Here is a 21,378-nt window from a genome sequence, read left to right on the forward strand (position 1 = left end):
CGTTTGCTGACAAAACGGGGAAATCGGGCGACCGGCGGCAGCGCACCGGCGCCGCGTGGACGCGCCCGCCACCCGGGTTTGCTACCATGCAGCCGCGCCGTCGCTAGGCGCACCCTATGGACGACCACCCTAGCCCCCCTCCCCCGCGCCGCCTTGGCGCCCATGTCCCCGCTTCCCTCGCCGCCAGGGAGCGCGCGCATGCTTGAACTATTGGTCGTGGCAGCCCTGGTGCTGCTGAACGGCTTCTTCGCGATGTCCGAGATGTCGCTGATGACCTCGCGCAAGAGCCGCCTGAAGCAGATGGCGCAATCCAGCACGCGCGCGGCCAAGGCGCTGGCGCTGGCCGAGAATCCGGAAAACTTCCTGTCCACCGTGCAGATCGGCATCACCGCGATCGGCATCCTGACCGGCGTGTTCGGCGGCGAGGCCATCGGCGAGGCGATCGCGGCCAAGCTGCAGTCGCTGTTCCCGGCGCTGTCGGCCACCTTCAGCCTGATCGGGCAGCCGCAGCCGTATTCGGCGGTGATCGGCAAGACCCTGGCGATCGTGCTGATCACCTTCCTGACGCTGATCTTCGGCGAACTGGTGCCCAAGCGCCTGGCGCTGACCCGCTCGGAAGTCATCGCCGGCTTCGTCGCGGTGCCGATGGGCTGGCTGGCGCTGATCGCCGCGCCGGCGGTGTGGGTGCTGTCGCGCTCGACCCGGCTGGTGCTGCGCGTGCTCGGCCTGGGCAACGAGCAGTCGGCGTCGGTGACCGAAGAGGAGATCCGCATGCTGGTGGCCGAGAGCCACGAGGCCGGCGTGATCGACAGCCACGAGCGCGACATGATGAACCGGGTCATGCGCCTGGGCGACCGCACCGCCGACAGCCTGATGACGCCGCGCAACCGCATCGCCTGGCTCGACGCCAATGCCGAGGCCGAACGCAATTTCCAGGTGATGCGCGAGCACGAGTTCTCGCGCTATCCGGTCTACCGCGGCAGCGACCAGGACATCGCCGGCGTGCTGGAAGTGAAATCGCTGGTCACGCGCATGGACGGCAACGCCACCCAGCTGTTCCAGAGCCTGCGCGAGACCCTGTTCGTTTCCGAATCCACCCACGCGATGAAGCTGCTGGAGATCTTCCGCGAGGAACAGCAGTCGATGGCGCTGGTGGTGGACGAATACGGGGAGATCCAGGGCCTGGTCACGATCAGCGACCTGATGGGCGCGGTGGTTGGGCGCCTGCAGTCGGTGGACAACGCCGACGAGGACGCGCTGGTGGTGACCCGCGCCGACGGCTCGCTGCTGATCGACGGCTCGCTGGCGATCGAGGACCTGCGCGAGCTGCTCGGCGGCGCCGAACTGCCCAACGCCGAGGAAGGCGACTACAACACGCTGGCCGGCCTGTGCATCTACTACTTCGGCCGCATCCCGCACGCCGGCGAGTTCTTCGATTGGGCCGGCTGGCGCATCGAGATCGTCGACCTGGACGGCGCGCGCGTGGACAAGCTGCTGTTGAGCAAGCTGCAGGACGAGAACAGCGATGACATCACCGGGTGAGACACCCGGCACGGACGACGCTCACGGCTACAGCGCCGAAGGCATCCGCACCCTGCTCGACACCTTCCTGCTCGGCGATCCGGACGAACAGCTGCGGCTGCGGCTGATCTTGGCCGACCTGCAGCAGAGCGCGTTCGGCATGTTCCTGTTCGTGGCGATCCTGCCGGCGTTCCTGCCGGTGCCGGGCCTGGCCGGCGGCATCAGCGGACCGCTGGTGACGCTGATCGGCGCGCAGATGCTGATCGGCCTGCGCAAACCCTGGCTGCCGCGCTTCATCGGCGAACGCGGCCCGCGCCGGCGCACCATGCAGCGCTTCGTCGGGCGCATCGCGCCGTGGCTGCGGCGGCTGGACAAGCTGCTCAAGCCGCGCCTACCGGCGCTGGTCGAGACGCTGCCGGCGCGCGCCTTCAGCGGCCTGTTGCTGGTGGTGCTGGGGATCCTGCTGTCGCTGCCGATTCCCTTCACCAACTATGCGTTCGGCGCGATGCTGCTGCTGTTCTCGCTGGCCCTGCTGGAACGCGACGGCGGCCTGATGCTGGTGTCTTGGCTGGGCGGCATCGCGGTGGCGGTCGGCCTGGGCCTGGCCTCGGACCAGGTGGTGGACCTGGGCCGCGAGTGGATGCACAAGCTGTAGCCCGCAGTTGGCGCGAAACCGCGCCCGCGCGCCACCGGCACGCATCTCTCGCGACGCAGCGCTACTCCGAAACCGGCGCCTCGGCGAACACCTGCCTGCGCAACGGCTGCGCCGCCCGGGCGTCCTCCGGCGCGCGCTGCAGACGTTGCAGCTGCAGCGCGAGCTGATGCAACACGGCCTCCAGGCCGCAGCCGCGCGCGGCCGGCGGCAGGTATTCGGATTCCATGTGACGCCCCCTGTTTCGATCCGTGGATGCGTGGCGCCGACCGGTGCGATGCCGGGTCCTGCCGCCACGTGCGCGCCAACCCATGGCGTGCCATCCGAATCTGCTCCAAGGCACCGACAAGGCGCAGTGAAAACCGCCGCCGTCGCCGCGACTTGTCTACGCTGCGCGCCAAGACGGCCCAGGCCGCCGGCCTGGCGAACGCGGCCACGCAGTGCGACCGCGCCTGCCGCCGCCTACGCGGCCGCCGCCTGGGTCCAGGCCTCGGCGGCGATCGCGAACGAGCGCAGCCGCGCCGCGTGGTCGTGGATGTTGGCGGTCAGCAGCAGTTCGTCGGGGCGATGGCGGGCGACGAACTCGGCCATGCCGCGCGCGACCTCGGCCGCATCGCCGAGCACGGTGCAGGCCAGCGCGCGCTCCACGCCGGCCTTCTCGTGCGGCTGCCAGAACGCCTCGATGTCGTCGATCGGCGGCGGGATCAGCCCCGGGCGGCCGCGGCGCAGATTGACGAAACTCTGCTGCTGGGTGGTGAACAGCCGCCGCGCCGCATCCGTGGACTCGGCGCCGACCACGTTCAGCGCCAGCACCGCGTACGGATCGCGCAGCCGCGCCGAGGGGCGGAACTCGCGCCGGTAGACCGCCAGCGCCTCGTCCATCGCATCCGGCGCGAAGTGCGAGGCGAACGCGAACGGCAGTCCCAGCGCCGCCGCCAGGCGCGCGCTGAACAGGCTGGAGCCGAGCAGCCACACCGGCACCTCGATGCCGGCGCCCGGCACCGCGCGCACCAGCTGGCCGGGTTCGGCCGGCTCGAAATAGCGCAGCAGCTCGGCCACGTCCTGCGGGAACTGGTCGGCGCTGTCGAAATAGCGGCGCAAGGCGCGCGCGGTGGGCTGGTCGGTGCCGGGCGCGCGGCCCAGGCCCAGGTCGATGCGCCCCGGATACAGCGAGGCCAGCGTGCCGAACTGCTCGGCCACCTGCAGCGGCGCGTGGTTGGGCAGCATGATGCCGCCGGCGCCGACCCGGATCCGGCGCGTGCCGCCGGCCACATGCCCGATCAGCACCGCGGTGGCGGCGCTGGCGATGCCGGGCATGTTGTGGTGCTCGGCCAGCCAGTAGCGATGATAGCCCCAACGCTCGGCGTGCTGCGCCAGATCCAGCATGTTGGCGAAGGCCTGGGTGGTGTCGCTGCCTTCGCAGACCGGGGCGAGATCGAGGATGGAGATCGGCATCATGGAGAGCGGGTTCCTGCAAAGCGATGCAGTGGAAATGGGGACGGACGGGCCGATTGCAGCGGCCGGCGCCGGAACGCTGATTTGCGATGGCGGCGTGGCTGGTTCGCGTGCGGCCGTACCCTCACCCCACCCCCTCTCCCGGGGGGAGAGGGGCTCGAGCAAGCGAGCGCTCCCTTCTCCCTCCGGGACCATGGCACCCTTTTCGGGGGAAGGTGCCCCGAAGGGGCGGATGAGAGTACGGCCGCCCACTGTCTTTCGACACCCACGCGCAAGCGCGCCACGGCAACGCCGACTGCACGACCGCCTGGCTACGCTTGCACTCCCGCCCTGCCCGGTGTGCGCCATGCCCCTGATCCCACCAGTCTCCACCACTCCCGCCCTGCCGCTGCGCGACCGCGTGGTGCTGGTCACCGGCGGCGCGCAAGGAATCGGCCGCGGCGTAGTGCAGGCGGTGCTGGGCGCCGGCGGCCGGGTCGCGTTCGGCGATCTGGACGCCGAGGCCGGGCGCGCCTGCGTCGCCGAACTCGATGCCGGCGACCGGGTGCTGTTCCGGCGCCTGGACGTGGCCGCCGAGGCCAGCGTGCGCCGTTTCGTCGATGCCGCGCTTGCGCGGTTCGGCCGCATCGACGGCCTGGTCAACAATGCCGGCGTCGCCGATCCGCACAGCGGCCCGCTGGAGCGCCTGGCGCTGCGCGAATGGAACCGGCGCCTGGGCGCGAGCCTGGGCGGCGCCTTCCTGTGCAGCAAGCACGCGCTGCCGGCACTGCGCGCCAGCGCCGGCGCGATCGTCAATATCGCCTCGACCCGCGCCCACCAGTCCGAACCCGACAGCGAAGCCTATGCGGCGGCGAAAGGCGGCCTGCTGGCCTTCACCCATGCGCTGGCGATCAGCGCCGGGCCGGCGGTGCGGGTCAACTGCATCAGCCCGGGCTGGATCGCCACCGATGCCTGGCGCAAGCCCAGTGCGCGGCGCAAGCCGGCGCTGTCGCGACAGGACCATGCGCAGCATCCGGCCGGCCGGGTCGGCACGCCGCAGGATATCGGCGCGCTGGCGGTGTACCTGCTGTCGAACGATGCCGGGTTCGTCACCGGCCAGGACTTCGTGGTCGATGGCGGGATGACGCGCAAGATGCAGTACGCCTGAAACGCTGGGAATGGGGAGTCGGGAATGGGGAATGGGGTGGCGCCGTGTTGCAGCGGCTGCGGACTTATCGCGAGGACGCGGACGGCAAGGGGCACCAATGTTGCTTGATGCAGATGCCGGACCGGGCTATTTCTGGATGAAAAACCGCGCTCGCGGCGTCGCTGCGGTCAGGCGGTCGCGCTGAGGCTCGCCGGTTGCGGATCGTCCACCAGCGGCCGCAGCTGCGGGTCCAGCGCCACGCGTTCGTCGAACACGAAGCAGCGGCCGGCGTAGCCCTCGCCGCCCACTTCCTCGAAATAGCCGAGGATGCCGCCGTCCAGCTGCAGCACGTTGTGCATGCCGTCGGCGCGCATCCACAGCGCCGCCTTCTCGCAGCGGATGCCGCCGGTGCAGAAGCTGACCACGGTGGCGTCGGCCAGCTCGGCGCGATGCGGCGCCAGCGCCTCGGGCAGTTCGGTGAACTTGACGATCGGCAGGGTCAGCGCGCCGGCGAAGGTGCCGTACTCCACTTCCTGGGCGTTGCGCGTGTCCAGCAGCACCACGCGGCGGCCGCTATCGTCGTGGCCCTGGCGCAGCCAGCGCTGCAGCGTGGCCGGCGCCACCGCCGGGGCGCGTTCGGCGGCCAGCGGCGAGGCGGCATCGCGGCGGAAACTGATGATCTCCGGCTTGACCTTGGTCTTCAGCCGCGCGAACGGTTGCTGCGCGCTGAGGCTGGTCTTGACCCGCAGCGCGGCGAAGCGTGGGTCGGCACGCAGTTGCGCGTAGAAGTCGTCGATCGCCTCCGGCGCGCCGGCCAGGAACAGGTTGATGCCCTCGCCCGCGACCAGGATGGTGCCGCGCAACGCGCCGGCCTGCGCCCAGTCCTGCAACCGCGCGGCGAGCGCGTCGGGATCGGCGATGGCGACGAAATGGTAGGCGGCGGTATTGGCGATCATCCGCGCATTTTAGCGCGCGGCGTGCAGCCGGGGCTGGCAGCGCGAGGGCGATGGCGTCGCCGCGCTCATGCGCGAGGGCAAGGGAGCAATGAGGCCCCATGCGTCGCCTGCGTCGCCGAGCGACGATCCTTCCGGGACACGCCCAGCCACGTCACGCCGGTCGCCGCGCCCCTGCCAATCGTGCCGGCTGGCTTCAGCCGCGCAACAGGAAGAACGGCAGCAGCACCAGCGAGGCGATCAGCAGCATGCCCAGCAGCGTCGCCAGCACGAACAGCGGGCGCCGCCGCAGCAGCGTGGCGAAGGTCTCGGCGCTGCCGTCGCGCAGCGCCGCGGCACGCTCGGCGCGGGCGCGTTCGCCGCGCTGCGCCTGGTAGTCGGCCAGCAGCGCCTTGGCCCGCGCCTGCTCGGCGTCCTCGCGCAGCCACACGCCGCCGGCGGAAATGCCGAAGGTGCCGGGACGGGTTTCGTAGTAGTCGATGCGCGCGGCATCGAGCAGTGCCCGCACCTCGGCGAGTTCGTCGTCGGGCACGTGGCGCAGGTTGAGCAGCAGTTTGGCCATGCGCCGATGATAGCCGCTGCGGCGATGCGCTACCCTTGCACGCCCTGTTCGCCCATGGATGACCGCATGCGCCGTGTCCTGTTGCTGTTGAGTCTGTCGTTGCCGGCCTGGCTGTTGAGCGGCTGCACGCCGCCGGGTCCGCCGCCGGGCGGCAGCATCGCCGCGTTCCAGATGATCGACGAGCAGGTCGGCAGCGGCGCCGAGGCGCGGCCCGGCAACCAGGTGACCGTGCACTACACCGGCTGGCTGTACGACGAGGCCGCCAAGGACCAGCATGGCAAGAAGTTCGACGCCTCGGCCGACCACGGCCAGCCTTTCAGCTTCACCCTTGGCGGCGGCCAGGTGATTCGCGGCTGGGACGAAGGCGTGGCCGGCATGCGCGTGGGCGGCAAGCGCAAGCTGATGATCCCGTCGGAATACGGCTACGGCGCCAGCGGCGCCGGCGGGGTGATTCCGCCGAACGCCTCGCTGGTGTTCGAGGTGGAACTGCTCGACGTCAAGCCGCGTTGAGCCGCTGCCGCCGATGTCCGCCAGCAAGCTCGCCGCCGCCGTGCGCGGCCGCATTGCCATCGTCGGCGGCGGCCCCGCCGGGCTGATCGCCGCCGAGACCGCACGCGCGGCCGGTGCCGAGGTCGACGTGTACGAGGGCAAGGGCTCGGTCGGGCGCAAGTTCCTGATCGCCGGCAAGGGCGGGCTCAACCTGACCCACTCCGATCCGTTCGCGCTGTTCGTGTCGCGCTACCGGGAGCGTGCCGCGCAGGTCGGCGAATGGCTGGCCGACTTCGACGCAGACGCGCTGCGCGCCTGGGCGCAGGCGCAGGGCGTGGAAACCTATGTCGGCAGTTCCGGCCGCGTGTTCCCGCTGGACCGCAAGGCCGCGCCGCTGCTGCGCGGCTGGGTGCGGCGGCTGAAGGACGCCGGAGTGCGCTTCCACGTGCAGCATCGCTGGCTGGGCTGGGACAGCGCCGGCGCGCTGCGCTTCGCCGGCGCCGACGGCGAGCGCCTGGTGCATGCCGATGCCTGCGTGCTGGCGCTGGGTGGCGGCAGTTGGCCGCAGCTCGGCTCCGACGGCGCCTGGCAGGAGACGCTGCGCGTGCGCGGCGTCGACCTCGCGCCGCTGCGGCCGACCAACTGCGGCTTCGATATCGACTGGAGCGCGCATTTCCGCGAGCGCCATGCCGGCGCGCCGCTGAAACCGGTGATCGCGCACTGGCGCGATGCGCAGGGATGCGAACACGCGCTGCAGGGCGAATGCGTGGTCGGCGAGCACGGCATCGAAGGCAGCCTGGTCTATGCGCTGTCGGCGGAGCTGCGCGAGGCCATCGCCGCGCACGGCGCGACCACGCTGTGGCTGGACCTGGCGCCGGGGCGCGAGCTGGCGCGGCTGCAGGCCGAACTGGGCAAGTCGCGCGGCGGGCGCAGCTTCGGCGAGCACCTGCGGCGCCAGGCCGGCATCGACGGGGTCAAGGCGGCGCTGCTGTTCGAGATCCTGGGCAAGCAGGCCGGCGACGATCCGGCGCGTGCGGCGGCCACGCTGAAACGGCTGCCGCTGACCCTGCTGCGCCCGCGTCCGCTGGCCGAGGCGATCAGCAGCGCCGGCGGCGTGCGCCTGGAAGCGCTGGACCCGGCGCTGATGCTGCGCGCCCTGCCCGGCACCTTCTGCGCCGGCGAAATGCTCGACTGGGAAGCGCCGACCGGCGGCTACCTGCTCAGCGCCTGCTTCGCCAGCGGCCTGCGCGCCGGGCGTGGCGCGGTGGCCTGGCTGCAACGGACGACGGGCTGAGCGGCATCGGCCGCAAGGGGCGCCGGAACGGCCAATGACCTTCGGGCCTGTCGGCCATGCCGCGGCGTGGCATATCCATGCGGTGGCCGCCGCAACGGCGCCATCGACCCGGAGCACGCATGCGCCTGTTGACCCTTCTCGCACTCGGTGTGGTGAGCTGCAACATCGCCGGCGCCGCGCCGCCGGCGTCCTCCGCGCAGATGCGGCGGGTGGAAACCGGCCTCTTGCCGGCCGTCGTGGTGCAGGACCAGGCCACCACGACGCTGTCGCTGCGCGAGCAGATGGACGCCTTGCACGTGCCGGGCGTGTCGATCGCGGTGATCCACGGCGGCCGCGTCGACTGGGCCAAGGGGTACGGTGTCACCGCCGCCGACGGCGCCCCGGTCGACGCCAGGACCCTGTTCCAGGCCGGCTCGGTGAGCAAGCCGGTCGCGGCGATGGCGGCCTTGAAGCTGGTCCAGGACAAGCGCCTGGCGCTGGATGCGCCGGTCAATGCGCTGCTGAAGACCTGGAAGCTGCCCGACTCCGTCTACACCCGCGATCACCCGGTCACGCTGCGGCAACTGCTGTCGCACAGCGCCGGCACCAGCGTGCACGGCTTCGACGGCTATGCCCAGGGCGCGGCGGTCCCGACCCTGCAGCAGGTGCTCGACGGCCAGGCGCCGGCCAACTCGGCGCCGGTGGTGGTGGATGCGCCGGTCGGCGAACGCTACCGCTATTCGGGAGGCGGCTATACGGTCATGCAGCAGTTGCTGATCGACGTCGGCGGCAAGCCGTTCCCCGACCTGCTCCGCGACAGCGTGCTGGCGCCGCTGCGCATGGAGGCCAGCGGCTATACGCAACCCTTGCCGGTGGCGGTGCTGGCCAGGGCGGCGCAACCGCACGACGCCATGGGCCAGCCCATCGCAGGCGGCGCGCATGTCTATCCGGAACTGGCCGCCGCAGGGCTGTGGAGCAATGCCGAGGACCTGGCGCGCTATGCGCTGGAGCTGTGCGCGGCCAGCGCCGGACATGGCCGCGTGCTGTCCGCGGCCAGCGTGCGCAGCATGCTGACCCCGGTGCGCGGCGACTACGGGCTGGGACTGCAGATCGGCGGGCATGGCGCGCGCCGCTACGCCTATCACGATGGTTCCAATGCCGGCTACAAGGCCACCCTGGTCGTCTATCCCGACCGCTGCGACGGCGCGGTGGTGCTGAGCAACGGCGACCAGGGCTACCAGTTGGGCCTGGAAATCGTCCGCGCCGTCGCCGCAGCCTACGACTGGCCCGACTTCCGGCCGATCCAGCGCCAGGCCGCCAGCGTGGACATCGCCGTGCTGCGCCGCTTCGTCGGCCGCTTCGCCATTCCCGAGCTGGGCACGTTCGACATCCGCGAAGGGGCTGGCGGCCTGCAGGTCGAACTGCGCAAGGATCAGGCCTACCCGCTGATTCCCTCGTCGGAGCATGCGTTCTTCCTCAGCGCGCAGGACATCGTGATCCGCTTCGACGCCGGCCAAGCCGACCTGGGTACGATCGACGCCGGAAGCTTTCACTCGCCGTTCCGCCGGGTGCCGGCCGACAGCGTACGCTGAGGCGCGCGAATGCGATGGGAAGGACCGCGCCGTGCCCGGGCGCGTCCGCGGCAGGCAGGCACGAAGACCGATAAGCGCGCGAACAAGGGCGCCCCCCGCGCGCCGATCGGGTCGCCGTGCCCCGCCCCCATCGCGTCGCCGCGGATCAGAGATCGGCGATCTGCACGCGTCGCTGCGGATCGCGCTTGGCGCTGTACATGGCCTCGTCGGCACGCTGGATCAGCAGGACCGGGTCGAATTCCGGGCCGGTCTGCAGCGCGATGCCGATGCTGGGCTGCAACGGCAGGCGCTGCCCGTCGACCACGCAACCGTCGCGCGCGGCGGCCAGCACCCGCGCCGCCGCCGCGTGCGCTTCGCTGCGGGCGTCTGCCAACTGGTCCAGCAGCACCACGAACTCGTCGCCGCCCAGGCGCGCGATGAAATCCTCCTCGCGCAGGCAGGTCTTGAGCAATCGCGCGAAATGCACCAGCACCGCGTCGCCGGCGTGATGGCCGAACCGGTCGTTGACCGTCTTGAAATCGTTGAGGTCCAGGAACATCACCGCCACCTGGTCGGCACCGCGGCGGCCGGGCTGGGCCAGGGTCCGGCGCAGGGTCTCGTTCCACGCCATCCGGTTCGGCAGCCCGGTCAGTTCGTCGCGCAGCGCGCGCGCTTCCATCAGCCGCGCCAGTCGCGTCTGCCCGGTGATGTCGCTGATCATGATGTGGAAGCCGGGGCGCGCCGGCGCCATGGAGTCGTCGGGCACGTAGCTGGAGTGCATGACCCGCAGTTCGCCGGCCGCGTCGCGCAATTCCGTATCGAAGTGCTGCGCCTCGCCGTCCAGCACCCGCTGCAGATGCGGCCGGATCCTGTCCATGTGCTCGGCATCCAGCAGCTCCGGCATGCGCCGGCCGACGATCGCCGCCGGCGCCAGCGCGAACCAGTCCGCATAGGGCTTGTTGACGAACTGATAGCACAATTGGCTGTCGACGTAGGCGATCAGGGTCGGCGCGTTGTCGGCGATAGTGCGCAGCTGCGATTCGCTCTGGCGCAGGCGCGCCTCGGCCAGGTGCTGCTCGGTGACGTCCTGGATCTGCGCCACGAAGTGCAGCGGCCGCTCGTGTTCGTCGCGCACCAGCGATACCGCCTGGCGCGTCCACAGCGTGGCGCCGTCGCGGCGCAGGTAGCGCTTGTCGAGGTGGTAGCCGCTGCGTTGCCCGGCCACCAGTTCGGCCGCCAGCGCCAGGTCCGGGGCGACATCCTGCGGATGGCTGAGCTGGCGGAAATCCAGCGCCAGCAGCGCATCGCGATCGTAGCCGAGCATCGCGCACAGGGCGTCGTTGACCTCGAGCCAGCCGCCTTGCAGCGACACCAGCGCCATGCCGTGCGCCGCCGCCGAGAACGCGCCGGAGAAGCGCTGTCCGGCCAGCAGCGCGGCACGCGTGGCCTGGCGCTCGACGGTGACGTCGCGCATCACGCAGACCGCGCCCAGCGCGTGGCCGTCGGCGTCGTGGAGCCGCTCGGCGCTGCACAGCACGCTGCGCGGCGGCTGTCCGGCGGCGGCGACGACGATTTCCGCATCGCGCACCGATTCGCCGCGCCAGGCGCGGAACAGCGGGATCCGTTCGCGCTCGAGCAGGCGCTGGCCGTCCGCGTCGAACAGATCGAAATACTGCGCCCACTGCGCCGGCGGCAACGCACGCGGATCGGTGCCGTGCCAGGCGCGCGCGACCCGGTTGAACTGGGAGAGCGTGCCGTCGGCGGAACACGACACGACCGCGTCGGGCACCGTTTCCAGCAGCAGGCTCAGCATCTGCGCCTGGGTCTGGGCGATGCGCGCGTCACGGCGCGCCTCCAGCTGCATCGTCACCTGCGCGGCCAGGCGCCGCAGCCCCTCGCGCTGTGCCGTGCCCAGCTGCCGCGGCATGGTGTCGATCACGCCCAGGCTGCCGTAGAGATGGCCGCCGCTGCCGCGCAGCGGCATGCCCGCATAAAAACGGATATGCGGCGCCCCCTGCACCAGCGGGTTGCCGGCGAAGCGCGGATCCTGCAGCGCATCCGGCACCTCCAGCAGTTGCGGCGACAGCAGCGCATGCGCGCAGAACGCCAGCTCGCGCGGCGTCTCTGAAACATTCAGGCCGCGGCTGGCCTTGAACCACTGGCGGTGTTCGTCGATCAGCGTGACCAAGGCGATCGGCACGTCGCACAGTTGGCTGGCCAGCCAGATCAGGTCGTCGAATACCGGCTCCGGCGGCGTGTCCAGCATGCCCAGTTCGGCCACCGCGCGCAGCCGCTCCAGTTCGTCGGCGGGCAACGGCGCGGGAATGAAGCCGAGGGGCGGTCGCTGGGGCATGCGCGGCAAGCGGGATGGGGAGCCGGTCACGATAACTGGCCGCGGGCGACGATGGCAGTCGCACGATCGCGGTTGGCGACGTGCACCACGCATTCGGCGCGCAGCGCGGGTGTCACGGCAGGTGACGTGCTGCGGCGCAAGCAGTGCCTGCGCAGCGGGGTGGCCGGGGGCGTCACGCCCCGGGCCGGCCGCCGCGCCGCTCCAGGCAGCCGCCGCAGGCGCCGCTAGACGGCGGCTTGCGGCGTGCCTGCCTGCGTCTGTGCGGGGTGCTTTTCCATGTACACGCAGGCCAGCGCGATGCCGCTGGGATGCGCATAGCTGCCCTGCTGCAGCACCGCGTAGCCCTGGGCCCGATAGAACGCGACCGCGTTGAGTGCGGCGGCCAGGTGGATGCGCGCGCCGGGCACCAGTTTGGCTTCGAGCGCCTGCAGCAGGCGTCGCCCCAGTCCGCTGCCGCGCACGTCGGGATCGACGAACAGGCCGTCGATCTCGCTGCCGGCCAGATCGGCCACGCCGAAGCCGAGCAGGCGACCGCCGGCGTCCTCGGCGAGCACCGCGCCGCCGCTGGCGATCAGCTGCGGATACGTCGCCGGCGCCGGTGCCGACGCCCAGGCCGCGATGACCTCGGGCGGATAGTGCGTGCTGCACACCTGGCGCACGCAGCGGGTGCGCAGCGCCCACATCGCGGCGATGTCGGCGTGCCGCGCCGCGCGCAAGGCGACGGCGCCCGACGGAGGCGCGGCGGCACTCATCGCGACTTGCTGTCGCGCAGGCTGCGGATCCGCGCCGGCGGCTGGAACGAATCGCTGCGCGCATCGGCCCAGTACTCCTGGAACACCGCGTGGTCGGGCACGCCGTCGCGCAGCAGTTCGCCCGGTTCCAGATAGCGGTACAGCGAGGCCAGCGAACGGATCTCGACCTGCGAGATGCGCCGCAGGATGTGCTCCGGCCCCAGTTGCGACGGATCCGCCAGGCCGGCGGCGCTGAGCAGTTCGCGCAGCGCGCGCAGGGTGTTGGCGTGGTAGTGCTCCACCCGCACCGCCTTGTCGGTGGGATCCAGGTGCTTCCAGCGGCGCTGGTCCTGGGTGGCGATGCCGGTCGGGCAGCGGTCGCTGTGGCAGCTCAGCGACTGGATGCAGCCCAGCGCGAACATGAAGCCGCGCCCGGCGTTGCACCAGTCCGCGCCCAGCGCCAGGGTGCGCGCGATGTCGAACGCGCTGGTGATCTTGCCGGCCGCGCCGAGCTTGATCCGGTCGCGGATGTCCAGCCCGACCAGGGTGTTGTGCACCAGCAGCAGCGCCTCGTGCATCGGCACGCCGACATGGTCGATGAACTCGGCCGGCGCCGCGCCGGTGCCGCCCTCGGCGCCGTCGATGACGATGAAATCCGGGTACAGCCCGCTTTCCTGCATCGCCTTGGCGATCGCGAACCACTCCCACGGATGCCCGATCGCCAGCTTGAAGCCGCTCGGCTTGCCGCCGGACAACTCACGCAGCCGGGCCACGAATTGCAGCAGCTGCAGCGGCGTGGAGAACGCCGAATGCCGCGACGGCGACACACAGTCCTGGCCCATCGCCACGCCGCGGGTGGCGGCGATCTCGGCGCTGACCTTGGCCGCCGGCAGCACCCCGCCGTGGCCGGGCTTGGCGCCCTGCGACAGCTTGACCTCGATCATCTTCACCTGCGCCAGCGTGGCGTTGGCGACGAAGCGCTCCTCGCTGAAGCGTCCGTCCGCATCGCGACAGCCGAAGTAGCCCGAGCCGATCTCCCACACCAGGTCGCCGCCGCATTCGCGGTGATACGGCGAGATCGAGCCTTCGCCGGTGTCGTGGTAGAAGCCGCCGCGGCGCGCGCCCTCGTTGAGCGCGCGGATGGCGTTGGCCGACAGCGCGCCGAAGCTCATCGCCGAGATGTTGAACACGCTGGCCGAGTACGGCTGCGCGCAGCCGGCGCCGATGGTGACGCGGAAATCGTGATGGGCGATCTCGCTGGTCGCCAGCGAGTGGTTGATCCACTCGTAGTCGGTGGCGTAGGCGCTGCGCAGGGTGCCGAACGGCACCACGTCCATGACGTTCTTGGCGCGCTGATAGACCAGGGCGCGCTGCTGGCGCGAGAACGGCGCCTCCTCGATGTCGCTCTGCAGGAAATACTGGCGCATCTCCGGGCCGACCGATTCCAGCCCATAGCGGAAATGCGCCAGGATCGGATAGTTGCGGCGCAGCGTGCTGCGCGTCTGCAGCAGGTCCCAGGTGCCCAGCAGGGCCAGGACCGCGAAGGCGGCCACGCCCCAGCCCCACAGCGGCCAGATCGCGCACAGGGCGATGGACAGCGCCAGCAGCACGCAGCTGGCGACATAGGCTAGGTAGCGGTGCATCGCGTTCCTCGCGAGATTCGGAAGGCAGCGAGTGTAGGCGGTGCAGGCCGGCAATGGCGCTGGCGCAGCCTACCGCCCGCTTGGGCGGCGTACAGCTTGGTGGTGCACAGCGTGCGGCGCTTTCGGCTACAGCCGGTCGTCCACCGCCTCGCGCGGCCACACCGACTTGACGTCGTAGACCACCAGGTTCGGCGTGCCCAGCGCGCGGATCCGCGCGGCATCGAAGCCGCGGTATTCCTCGTGCGCCACCGCCAGCACCACCGCGTCGTAGCGGCCGGCGACCGGCGCCGGCAGCAGTTCCACCCCGCCATGTTCGCGCGCCAGCTGCGGCTCGGCCCACGGGTCGCAGGCATCGACCCGGGCGCCGCTGGCGGCCAGCGCCTGCACCAGCTCCAGCGCGCGGCTGTTGCGCAGGTCCGGGCAGTTCTCCTTGAAGGTGACGCCGAGCACCAGAATCGTGGCCGCGGCCATGGCCACGCCCTTGTCCGCCAGCAGTGACTGCACCCGCGCGGCGACGTGCGCGCCGACCCGGTTGTTGACCTGGCGCGCGGTGTGGATCAGGTCCGGGTGGTAGCCCATGCTCTCGGACTTGTGCAGCAGGTAGTACGGATCCACGCCGATGCAGTGGCCGCCGACCAGCCCGGGACGGAACGGCAGGAAGTTCCACTTGGTGCCGGCCGCTTCCAGCACGTCCTGGGTATCGATGCCGAGGCGGTCGAAGATCAGCGCCAGCTCGTTGACCAGGGCGATGTTGACGTCGCGCTGGATGTTCTCGACCACCTTCGCCGCCTCGGCCACGCGGATCGACGGCGCGCGCCAGGTGCCGGCGTCGATGATGCTCGCGTACAGCGCATCGACCGCCTCGGCGGCCGCGGCGCTGGAGCCGGAGGTGATCTTGCGGATGTCGGCCAGGCGCCGCTGGCGGTCGCCCGGGTTGACCCGCTCCGGGCTGTAGCCGCAGTGGAAGTCCTCGTTGAAACGCAGGCCCGAGCCTTGTTCCAGCAGCGGCACGCACACCTCTTCGGTGGTGCCCGGATACACCGTGGACTCGTAGATCACCAGGTCGCCACGCTTGAGCACGCCGGCGAGCAGTTCGCTGGCCTGGCGCAACGGCTGCAGGTCGGGCTGCTCGTAGGCGTCGATCGGGGTCGGCACGGTGACGATGTAGACGTTGCGGTCGCGCAGCGCGGCGGCATCGTCGCTGTAGCGCAGGTGCACGCCGGCACGCAGTTCGTCCGGTTCCATTTCCAGGGTCTGGTCGTGGCCGTCGCGCAACTGCGCCACGCGCTGCGCGTCGATGTCGTAGCCGAGCGTGTCGTAGCGCGCGCCGAACGCCACCGCCAGCGGCAGGCCGACATAACCCAGGCCGATGACGGCGATGCGCAGTTGCGCGGGATCGAACACGATATCGACGGGCATGCCGTTCCTTTCAGGGCGCAGCGGCGGCGTGCGCCGTCGATGCGGGTGGTCGCGGAAGTGCGGATGTCCGCGGCGCGGACCCACGGCCATGGTAAGCGGCGCGGCGGCACGCTCCAAGCGGGCACTGCCTTCACGCACGACATGCCTATCATTGGCCCATCGCACACACCGTCTCGCCAGCCTGTCGCGGTTCTTGCCACGGCCGCGACGCCGATGTGACCTGGCGTTTACGCCTTACGCCCTAGTCTGGCCAAGCGCCTCCGCGCAGTTCCCAGAACAACCCCCTCATCACTACTACAGGAGATCCTGCCGTGAGCCACGCTCCGTGCCTGCTCGTGGATGTCGAAGCCGAACTGGCGCATTGGAAGGTGCTGCACGGGGAAGGCAAGCTGGGGCCGCAGTCCTTCAGCGAGCATGCGCGTCTGATCAAGATGGCCTGCGATGTGTTTCTGCAGCTGCCGCGCGAGTCCAACGAGGTGCGCATGCAGCGCCTGCGCCAGCGCTACGACGCCGAACATCCGTGGCCGCGCATCGCCTGGAACGATGCCGAAGCCTTCGTGCTGGCCTGCTGGGCCAGGCTAGACGGTTCCGAGCGGCGCGATACTCAGCCCGATCCTGCCCCTGTCCCCGCCTGACCCTGGAGGCACGCCCATGTCCAACCCACCCAATCGCGAGAACGCGGACAGTCCGCAGCAGCGCGGCCACACGCCCGACAAGCTGCGCAACGACGCGGCGAAGTGGAAGGACCGCGACCAGCCGGACAGCGACCCCGAACGCGACCACGCCGATCCGGAGCACGACTACCCGCGGCCGGACGGCAGCGAGTAGGCAGACACACCGCCGGCGGCACGGCGCCGGCGATTCCAGCCTGCACGCGCCTAGCATTGCGCTCCAGCGCGCTCATCGACGCTCGCGCCACCGCGCCAGCGTCCGTCCCTCGGCGCGCCCTGCGACGCCACGCCCTCAGCGCAGGCTGGACCCGCGCACGATGCAGCGTCCGCTCAGCACCACCTTGCGCATCGGCAGGGTCGGCGCATTCAGTCGCTCCAGCAGCAATGACATCGCGGTGCGGCCCATGTCCTCCACCGGCTGTTCGATCACGGTGATGCCCGGCTCGACCAGGTCGGTCCAGCTCTCGTTGTCGAAGCCGGCCAGCGCCAGGTCCTGCGGAATGCGCAGGCCGGCGCCGCGCGCGGCCTTCAGCGCGCCCATCAGCAACAGGCTGTTGCTGGCCACCAGCGCCTCCGGGCGCTCGGGTTGCGCCAGCCACGCCTGCACCTCGGCGGTCGCCGCCTCCGCGCTAGGCGCCACCTCGCGGTAGCTCGGCGCCAGGCCGTGCGCCTGCATCGCCGCCAGATAGCCGTCGCGGCGCTCGGCGGCGGTGCTGCTGGTCTTGCCGAACAGCCCGCCGATGCGGCGCAAGCCGCGCTCGGCCAGGTGCTCGATCAAGCTCGCCATCGCCGCGGCATTGTCCAGCACCACGCTGTCGTGCACGCCGGCCTTGCCGGCACGGTCGAGCAGCACCACCGGATAGTCGAAGTTCAACTTCGGCAACTGGCTCTGGGTGGTGCGGGTCGGCGCGAAGATCAGGCCGCTGACCCGTTCTTCCTGCATCAGCTGCAGGTACAGCGCCTCGCGCTGCGGATCCTCGTCGGTGTTGCACAGGATCACCCGCATCCCGGCGCGGTAGGCCACCTCCTCGACCGCGCCGATCGCCGCGGTGAAGAACGGGTTGCGGATGTCGGCCACGATCAGCCCGACGATCCCCGAATGCTGCGAACGCAGCCGCCGCGCCATCAGGTTCGGCCGGTAGCCGGTCTCGCGCACCGCCGCCTCGACCCGCGCCCGCACGTCCTCGCTGACCGGGCCCTGGCCCAGCGCCCGCGATACGGTCGAAGTCGAGACACCGGCCACCCGCGCCACGTCATGGATGCTGACCGTCACTGGCAACGTTCCCGCAAAATTCCCACTGCAACCCCCTTCCAAGTGGCCAAATTCGATAGTAGCACCGGGTTTTCCCGAATAAATTGTGCAGTGCACATTGACGCGAGAGTGGGAACGTTCCCACACTGCGCCCACTCGCCGCCCCAGACCCTCGAAGGATGCCCCGCGTGACCCAGACGAATCCCCCCGTATTGGTCGCCAGCGAACTGGTCCGCGTCAACGTCCAGGTCCGCGACAAGGCCGACGCCATCGCCCAGGCTGCGCAGCTGCTGGTCGCCGCCGGTTGCGTGCCGCCCGCCTACGCGGCCAGCATGCTGCGCCGCGAAGCCCTGGCCAACACCTTCCTCGGCCACGGCGTGGCGATCCCGCACTGCACCGGCGAGGACCGCCACCTGGTCCAGCGCGACGGCATCGCGGTGCTGCAGATCCGCGACGGCGTGGAGTGGAATCCGGGCCAGACCACCCATCTGGTGGTCGCCATCGCCGCGCAGTCCGATACCCACATCACCTTGCTGCGGCGCCTGACCCGGCTGATCCAGGACCAGCCGCGGCTGGACGCGCTGTTCGCCAGCGACGACCCGCAGGCGATCGTCGACGCGCTGAGCCAGGACCCGGCCGTCGCGGCGAGCGGCGCCCCGGTCGCCGATCTCGGCGAGCGCTTCGAATGGACCGTCGCCTACCCCACCGGCCTGCATGCGCGCCCCGCGACGCGCTGGGTGGAGACCGCGCGCGGTTTCGCGGCCAGGATCCAGGTGCGCGCCGGCGAGCAGACCGGCGATGCCAAGAACCTGGTGTCGCTGCTGCAGCTGGGCCTGCATGCGGGCGACACGGTGACCATCTCGGCCGAAGGCCAGGACGCCGCCGCCGCGCTGGCGCGGCTGCGCAGCGTCATCGACGGCCTCACCGCACAGGAGAAAGCCGACGCGCAGGCCGCGGCGCAGCGCCGTGCCGCCCCGGTCAGCGGCTGGACCCCGCCGCAGGCGCAGCCGGCCATCGTCGGCATCGGCGCCAGCCCCGGCCTGGCGATCGGCGTGGTGCACAAGCTGGCCGGCAACGACGGCCCGGTGCCGGACGCGCCGGTGCCGCTCAGCGACGGCGGCGCGCTGCTGCACGACGCCTTGCTGCGCACCCGCCAGCAACTGCAGGCGATCGAGGACGACACCCGGCGCCGGCTCGGCGCCGGCGATGCGGCGATCTTCCGCGCCCAGGCCGAACTGCTCAACGACACCGACCTGATCACCCTGGCCTGCCAGCTGATGGTCGAAGGCCACGGCGTGGCCTGGTCCTGGCAGCAGGCGGTCGAGCGCATGGCCAACAAACTGTCGGCGCTGGGCAATGCGGTGCTGGCCGGACGCGCCAGCGACCTGCGCGACGTCGGCCGCCGGGTGCTGACCCAGATCGACCCGAGCCTGGCCAGCGGCAGCCTGGAGCACCTGCCCGACCGTCCGTGCATCCTGCTCGCCAGCGACCTGTCGCCGTCGGACACCGCGCACCTGGACACCAGCCGCGTGCTCGGCCTGGCCACCGCGCTGGGCGGGCCGACCTCGCATACCGCGATCCTGTCGCGCACCCTGGGCCTGCCGGCGCTGGTCGCCGGCGGCGCCGACCTGCTCGACCTGGACGACGGCGCCACCGTCATCGTCGACGGCAACAGCGGCCGCCTGTACCTGGCGCCGTCGGAGGCCGACCTGGCCTCGGCCCGCGCCTACATCGAGGAACAGCGCCAGCTGCGCGAGCGCGAGGCCGAGCAGCGCAACCAGCCGGCGCAGACCCAGGACGGCCACCGCGTGGAGATCGGCGCCAACGTCAACCTGCCCGAGCAGGTGCCGATGGCGCTGGCGCAGGGCGCCGAGAGCGTCGGCCTGATGCGCACCGAATTCCTGTTCCTGGAGCGCGGCAGCACGCCGAGCGAGGACGAGCAGTACGACACCTACATGGCGATGGCCAAGGCGCTGGACGGGCGTTCGCTGATCGTGCGCGCGCTGGACATCGGCGGCGACAAGCAGGTCGCGCACCTGAACCTGCCGCGCGAGGACAACCCGTTCCTCGGCGTGCGCGGCGCGCGCCTGCTGCTGCGCCGCGCCGACCTGCTGCAACCGCAGCTGCGCGCGCTGTACCGCGCGGCCAGGGACGGCGCCAAGCTGGCGATCATGTTCCCGATGATCACCTCGGCGGCGGAGATCGTCGCGCTGCGCGCCGAGTGCGAACGCCTGCGCGCCGAGCTGGACGCGCCGGAAGTGCCGCTGGGGATCATGATCGAAGTGCCGGCGGCGGCGATCCAGGCCGACGCGCTGGCGCGGCATGCCGACTTCTTCTCGATCGGCACCAACGACCTGACCCAGTACACGCTGGCGATCGACCGGCAGAACCCGGACCTGGCCGCCGAGGCCGACAGCCTGCACCCGGCGGTGCTGCGCCTGATCCGCACCACCGTCGAAGGCGCCGCGCGCCATGGGCGCTGGGTCGGCGTGTGCGGCGGCCTGGCCGGCGACGCGTTCGGCGCGGCGCTGCTGACCGGGCTGGGCGTGCACGAGCTGTCGATGACCCCGAACGACGTGCCGGCGGTGAAGGCGCGCCTGCGCGGCAGCCGCCTGGATGCGCTGCAGGCGCTGGCGCAGCGGGCGCTGGACTGCGAAAGCGCGGCCGACGTGCGCGCGCTGGACGGAGCCGGCGCATGAGCGTGCAGGCCGTCAGCGTCAGCCTGAACCCGGCGATCGACCTGACCGTGGCGATCGAGCGGCTGCAGCCCGGCCAGGTGCATCGCGCCAGCAGCGCACACGCCATCGCCGGCGGCAAGGGCATCAACGTCGCCGCCTGCCTGGCCGACGCCGGCGTCGCCACGGCCGCGCTCGGCGTGCTCGGCGCCGGCAACGCGCACCTATTCGAGACCCTGTTCGCCGCGCGCGGTATCGACGACCGCTGCCTGCGCGTGCCCGGCGACACCCGCACCAACCTCAAGCTGGTCGCCGCCGACAGCGGCGACACCACCGACATCAACCTGCCCGGCCTGCCGCTGGGCGCGGCCGAGCTGCACGCGGTCGGCGCGCGCCTGGCCCCGCTGCTGCGTCCGGGCCTGCCGGTGGTGCTGACCGGCAGCCTGCCGGCCGGCCTGGCCGACGACAGCTGGCGCGTGCTGCAGGCGCAGGCCGCCGCCGCCGGCGCGCGGGTGCTGCTGGACACCAGCGGCGCGCCGCTGCGCGAAGCGCTGGCCGCACCGCGCGCGCAGCTGCCGTTCGCGATCAAGCCAAACCGCCACGAACTGGAGGACTGGGCCGGCACGCCGTTGCGCGCGACCGCCGAATTGCTGGCGGCCACCCGCGCGCTGCTGGCCAGCGGCATCGCGCTGGTGGTGGTGTCGCTGGGCACCGACGGCGCGCTGTTCGTGCGCGGCGAGCAGGCGCTGCTGGCACGCCCGCCGCAGCTGGCCGGCGGCAGCAGCGTCGGCGCCGGCGATGCGATGGTCGCCGGCCTGGTCGCGGCGCTGCTCGCCGAGGCCGACCTGGCGACCTGCGCGCGCCAGGCCACCGCCTTCGCCGTGGCCACGCTCGGCAGCGGCGCCGCGCGCCGGCTGCCGCGCGACCAGGTCGACGGCATCGCCGCCGCGGTCCGCATCGAGTCGCTGCAATGAACCCCACGTCGAACCGCATGTGTTCGAACCGCATGTCATCGAACCGCACGCCGCCGCC

19 protein-coding genes are annotated in these 21,378 nt (G+C 71.5%); 10 read left to right on the plus strand and 9 right to left on the minus strand.

The annotated features are described in order from the left end of the window. Window positions 1-198: 198 nt before the first annotated feature. Together AB8810_RS14140 and AB8810_RS14145 are read left to right on the plus strand one after the other, a co-directional pair. The gene (locus tag AB8810_RS14140; protein ID WP_179564131.1) at window positions 199-1,542 is read left to right on the plus strand and encodes a hemolysin family protein; all 1,344 of its coding nucleotides are present in this window, start codon (window positions 199-201) and stop codon (window positions 1,540-1,542) included. Then, complete coding sequence (locus AB8810_RS14145) at window positions 1,526-2,176, plus strand: exopolysaccharide biosynthesis protein (RefSeq protein WP_191826489.1); 651 nt, start codon at window positions 1,526-1,528, stop codon at window positions 2,174-2,176. The genes AB8810_RS14140 and AB8810_RS14145 overlap by 17 nt, the downstream gene beginning before the upstream one ends. A 61-nt stretch (window positions 2,177-2,237) precedes the next feature. On the opposite strand, the gene AB8810_RS14150 is transcribed toward AB8810_RS14145, so the two are convergent. Both AB8810_RS14150 and AB8810_RS14155 read right to left on the minus strand, forming a co-directional pair. Continuing rightward, complete coding sequence (locus tag AB8810_RS14150) at window positions 2,238-2,402, minus strand: hypothetical protein (RefSeq protein WP_179564127.1); 165 nt, start codon at window positions 2,400-2,402, stop codon at window positions 2,238-2,240. A gap of 233 nt (window positions 2,403-2,635) precedes the next feature. Further along, the gene (locus tag AB8810_RS14155; protein ID WP_179564125.1) at window positions 2,636-3,631 is read right to left on the minus strand and encodes an LLM class flavin-dependent oxidoreductase; all 996 of its coding nucleotides are present in this window, start codon (window positions 3,629-3,631) and stop codon (window positions 2,636-2,638) included. Window positions 3,632-3,974: 343 nt separating this feature from the next. Here AB8810_RS14155 and AB8810_RS14160 point away from each other — a divergent pair, with 343 nt between their 5' ends. Continuing rightward, window positions 3,975-4,775, plus strand: coding sequence for an SDR family oxidoreductase (locus AB8810_RS14160; protein WP_369913993.1), 801 nt, complete (start codon window positions 3,975-3,977; stop codon window positions 4,773-4,775). 167 nt (window positions 4,776-4,942) lie between these two features. On the opposite strand, the gene AB8810_RS14165 is transcribed toward AB8810_RS14160, so the two are convergent. Continuing rightward, window positions 4,943-5,710, minus strand: coding sequence for a sulfurtransferase (locus tag AB8810_RS14165; RefSeq protein ID WP_369913994.1), 768 nt, complete (start codon window positions 5,708-5,710; stop codon window positions 4,943-4,945). A 193-nt stretch (window positions 5,711-5,903) separates the two neighbouring features. Continuing rightward, the gene (locus AB8810_RS14170; protein ID WP_058360033.1) at window positions 5,904-6,269 is read right to left on the minus strand and encodes a DUF6164 family protein; all 366 of its coding nucleotides are present in this window, start codon (window positions 6,267-6,269) and stop codon (window positions 5,904-5,906) included. 66 nt (window positions 6,270-6,335) lie between these two features. Between AB8810_RS14170 and AB8810_RS14175 the strand changes: the two genes are divergently transcribed. The 3 genes from AB8810_RS14175 to AB8810_RS14185 all read left to right on the plus strand — a co-directional run bounded on the left by AB8810_RS14175 (window position 6,336) and on the right by AB8810_RS14185 (window position 9,623). Beyond that, window positions 6,336-6,779, plus strand: coding sequence for an FKBP-type peptidyl-prolyl cis-trans isomerase (locus AB8810_RS14175; protein ID WP_369913995.1), 444 nt, complete (start codon window positions 6,336-6,338; stop codon window positions 6,777-6,779). 13 nt (window positions 6,780-6,792) lie between these two features. Then, complete coding sequence (locus tag AB8810_RS14180; RefSeq protein ID WP_369913996.1) at window positions 6,793-8,052, plus strand: TIGR03862 family flavoprotein; 1,260 nt, start codon at window positions 6,793-6,795, stop codon at window positions 8,050-8,052. A 119-nt stretch (window positions 8,053-8,171) separates the two neighbouring features. Next, window positions 8,172-9,623 (plus strand): serine hydrolase domain-containing protein, encoded by a 1,452-nt coding sequence (locus AB8810_RS14185; protein WP_369913997.1) that lies wholly within the window; start codon window positions 8,172-8,174, stop codon window positions 9,621-9,623. 145 nt (window positions 9,624-9,768) lie between these two features. On the opposite strand, the gene AB8810_RS14190 is transcribed toward AB8810_RS14185, so the two are convergent. The 4 genes from AB8810_RS14190 to AB8810_RS14205 all read right to left on the minus strand — a co-directional run bounded on the left by AB8810_RS14190 (window position 9,769) and on the right by AB8810_RS14205 (window position 15,748). Beyond that, window positions 9,769-11,955 carry a diguanylate cyclase domain-containing protein gene (locus AB8810_RS14190; RefSeq protein ID WP_191826484.1) on the minus strand — a complete coding sequence of 729 codons (2,187 nt, stop codon included), beginning with the start codon at window positions 11,953-11,955 and terminating at the stop codon, window positions 9,769-9,771. Window positions 11,956-12,179: 224 nt separating this feature from the next. After that, on the minus strand, window positions 12,180-12,707 hold the full coding sequence (locus tag AB8810_RS14195) for a GNAT family N-acetyltransferase (RefSeq protein WP_369913998.1): 528 nt from the start codon (window positions 12,705-12,707) through the stop codon (window positions 12,180-12,182). Continuing rightward, on the minus strand, window positions 12,704-14,329 hold the full coding sequence (locus AB8810_RS14200; protein ID WP_191826482.1) for an FMN-binding glutamate synthase family protein: 1,626 nt from the start codon (window positions 14,327-14,329) through the stop codon (window positions 12,704-12,706). Before AB8810_RS14200 ends, AB8810_RS14195 begins: the two co-directional genes overlap by 4 nt. Before the next feature lie 126 nt (window positions 14,330-14,455). Continuing rightward, entirely contained in the window at window positions 14,456-15,748 is a 1,293-nt protein-coding gene (locus AB8810_RS14205) for a nucleotide sugar dehydrogenase (RefSeq protein WP_369913999.1), read from the minus strand. A 311-nt stretch (window positions 15,749-16,059) separates the two neighbouring features. On the opposite strand from AB8810_RS14205, the gene AB8810_RS14210 reads away from it, so the two are divergent. Then, entirely contained in the window at window positions 16,060-16,383 is a 324-nt protein-coding gene (locus AB8810_RS14210; protein ID WP_179564115.1) for a transposase, read from the plus strand. 16 nt (window positions 16,384-16,399) lie between these two features. After that, entirely contained in the window at window positions 16,400-16,576 is a 177-nt protein-coding gene (locus tag AB8810_RS14215; protein WP_179564113.1) for a hypothetical protein, read from the plus strand. Between the two features lie 135 nt (window positions 16,577-16,711). Here the strand turns inward: AB8810_RS14215 and AB8810_RS14220 are convergent, their stop codons facing one another. Beyond that, window positions 16,712-17,692: a LacI family DNA-binding transcriptional regulator gene (locus AB8810_RS14220; protein ID WP_179564111.1), complete on the minus strand. Its 981-nt coding sequence runs from the start codon at window positions 17,690-17,692 to the stop codon at window positions 16,712-16,714. Between the two features lie 158 nt (window positions 17,693-17,850). On the opposite strand from AB8810_RS14220, the gene ptsP reads away from it, so the two are divergent. Both ptsP and AB8810_RS14230 read left to right on the plus strand, forming a co-directional pair. Continuing rightward, window positions 17,851-20,370, plus strand: coding sequence for a phosphoenolpyruvate--protein phosphotransferase (gene ptsP / locus AB8810_RS14225; RefSeq protein ID WP_369914000.1), 2,520 nt, complete (start codon window positions 17,851-17,853; stop codon window positions 20,368-20,370). After that, window positions 20,367-21,320 carry a 1-phosphofructokinase family hexose kinase gene (locus AB8810_RS14230; protein WP_369914001.1) on the plus strand — a complete coding sequence of 318 codons (954 nt, stop codon included), beginning with the start codon at window positions 20,367-20,369 and terminating at the stop codon, window positions 21,318-21,320. Before ptsP ends, AB8810_RS14230 begins: the two co-directional genes overlap by 4 nt. Window positions 21,321-21,378: the final 58 nt, after the last annotated feature.

The sequence above is a fragment of the Xanthomonas sp. NCPPB 3005 genome, from assembly GCF_041228095.2.
GTDB lineage: Bacteria > Pseudomonadota > Gammaproteobacteria > Xanthomonadales > Xanthomonadaceae > Xanthomonas_A > Xanthomonas_A bonasiae.

What these genes read in the sequence shown, in the direction of transcription:
- AB8810_RS14140 (WP_179564131.1), top strand. Translation starts at nt 199, where the DNA reads ATGCTTGAACTATTGGTCGTGGCAGCCCTGGTGCTGCTGAACGGCTTC.
- AB8810_RS14145 (WP_191826489.1), top strand. Translation starts at nt 1,526, where the DNA reads ATGACATCACCGGGTGAGACACCCGGCACGGACGACGCTCACGGCTAC.
- AB8810_RS14150 (WP_179564127.1), bottom strand. Translation starts at nt 2,402, where the DNA reads ATGGAATCCGAATACCTGCCGCCGGCCGCGCGCGGCTGCGGCCTGGAG.
- AB8810_RS14155 (WP_179564125.1), bottom strand. Translation starts at nt 3,631, where the DNA reads ATGATGCCGATCTCCATCCTCGATCTCGCCCCGGTCTGCGAAGGCAGC.
- AB8810_RS14160 (WP_369913993.1), top strand. Translation starts at nt 3,975, where the DNA reads ATGCCCCTGATCCCACCAGTCTCCACCACTCCCGCCCTGCCGCTGCGC.
- AB8810_RS14165 (WP_369913994.1), bottom strand. Translation starts at nt 5,710, where the DNA reads ATGATCGCCAATACCGCCGCCTACCATTTCGTCGCCATCGCCGATCCC.
- AB8810_RS14170 (WP_058360033.1), bottom strand. Translation starts at nt 6,269, where the DNA reads ATGGCCAAACTGCTGCTCAACCTGCGCCACGTGCCCGACGACGAACTC.
- AB8810_RS14175 (WP_369913995.1), top strand. Translation starts at nt 6,336, where the DNA reads ATGCGCCGTGTCCTGTTGCTGTTGAGTCTGTCGTTGCCGGCCTGGCTG.
- AB8810_RS14180 (WP_369913996.1), top strand. Translation starts at nt 6,793, where the DNA reads ATGTCCGCCAGCAAGCTCGCCGCCGCCGTGCGCGGCCGCATTGCCATC.
- AB8810_RS14185 (WP_369913997.1), top strand. Translation starts at nt 8,172, where the DNA reads ATGCGCCTGTTGACCCTTCTCGCACTCGGTGTGGTGAGCTGCAACATC.
- AB8810_RS14190 (WP_191826484.1), bottom strand. Translation starts at nt 11,955, where the DNA reads ATGCCCCAGCGACCGCCCCTCGGCTTCATTCCCGCGCCGTTGCCCGCC.
- AB8810_RS14195 (WP_369913998.1), bottom strand. Translation starts at nt 12,707, where the DNA reads ATGAGTGCCGCCGCGCCTCCGTCGGGCGCCGTCGCCTTGCGCGCGGCG.
- AB8810_RS14200 (WP_191826482.1), bottom strand. Translation starts at nt 14,329, where the DNA reads ATGCACCGCTACCTAGCCTATGTCGCCAGCTGCGTGCTGCTGGCGCTG.
- AB8810_RS14205 (WP_369913999.1), bottom strand. Translation starts at nt 15,748, where the DNA reads ATGCCCGTCGATATCGTGTTCGATCCCGCGCAACTGCGCATCGCCGTC.
- AB8810_RS14215 (WP_179564113.1), top strand. Translation starts at nt 16,400, where the DNA reads ATGTCCAACCCACCCAATCGCGAGAACGCGGACAGTCCGCAGCAGCGC.
- ptsP (WP_369914000.1), top strand. Translation starts at nt 17,851, where the DNA reads ATGCCCCGCGTGACCCAGACGAATCCCCCCGTATTGGTCGCCAGCGAA.
- AB8810_RS14230 (WP_369914001.1), top strand. Translation starts at nt 20,367, where the DNA reads ATGAGCGTGCAGGCCGTCAGCGTCAGCCTGAACCCGGCGATCGACCTG.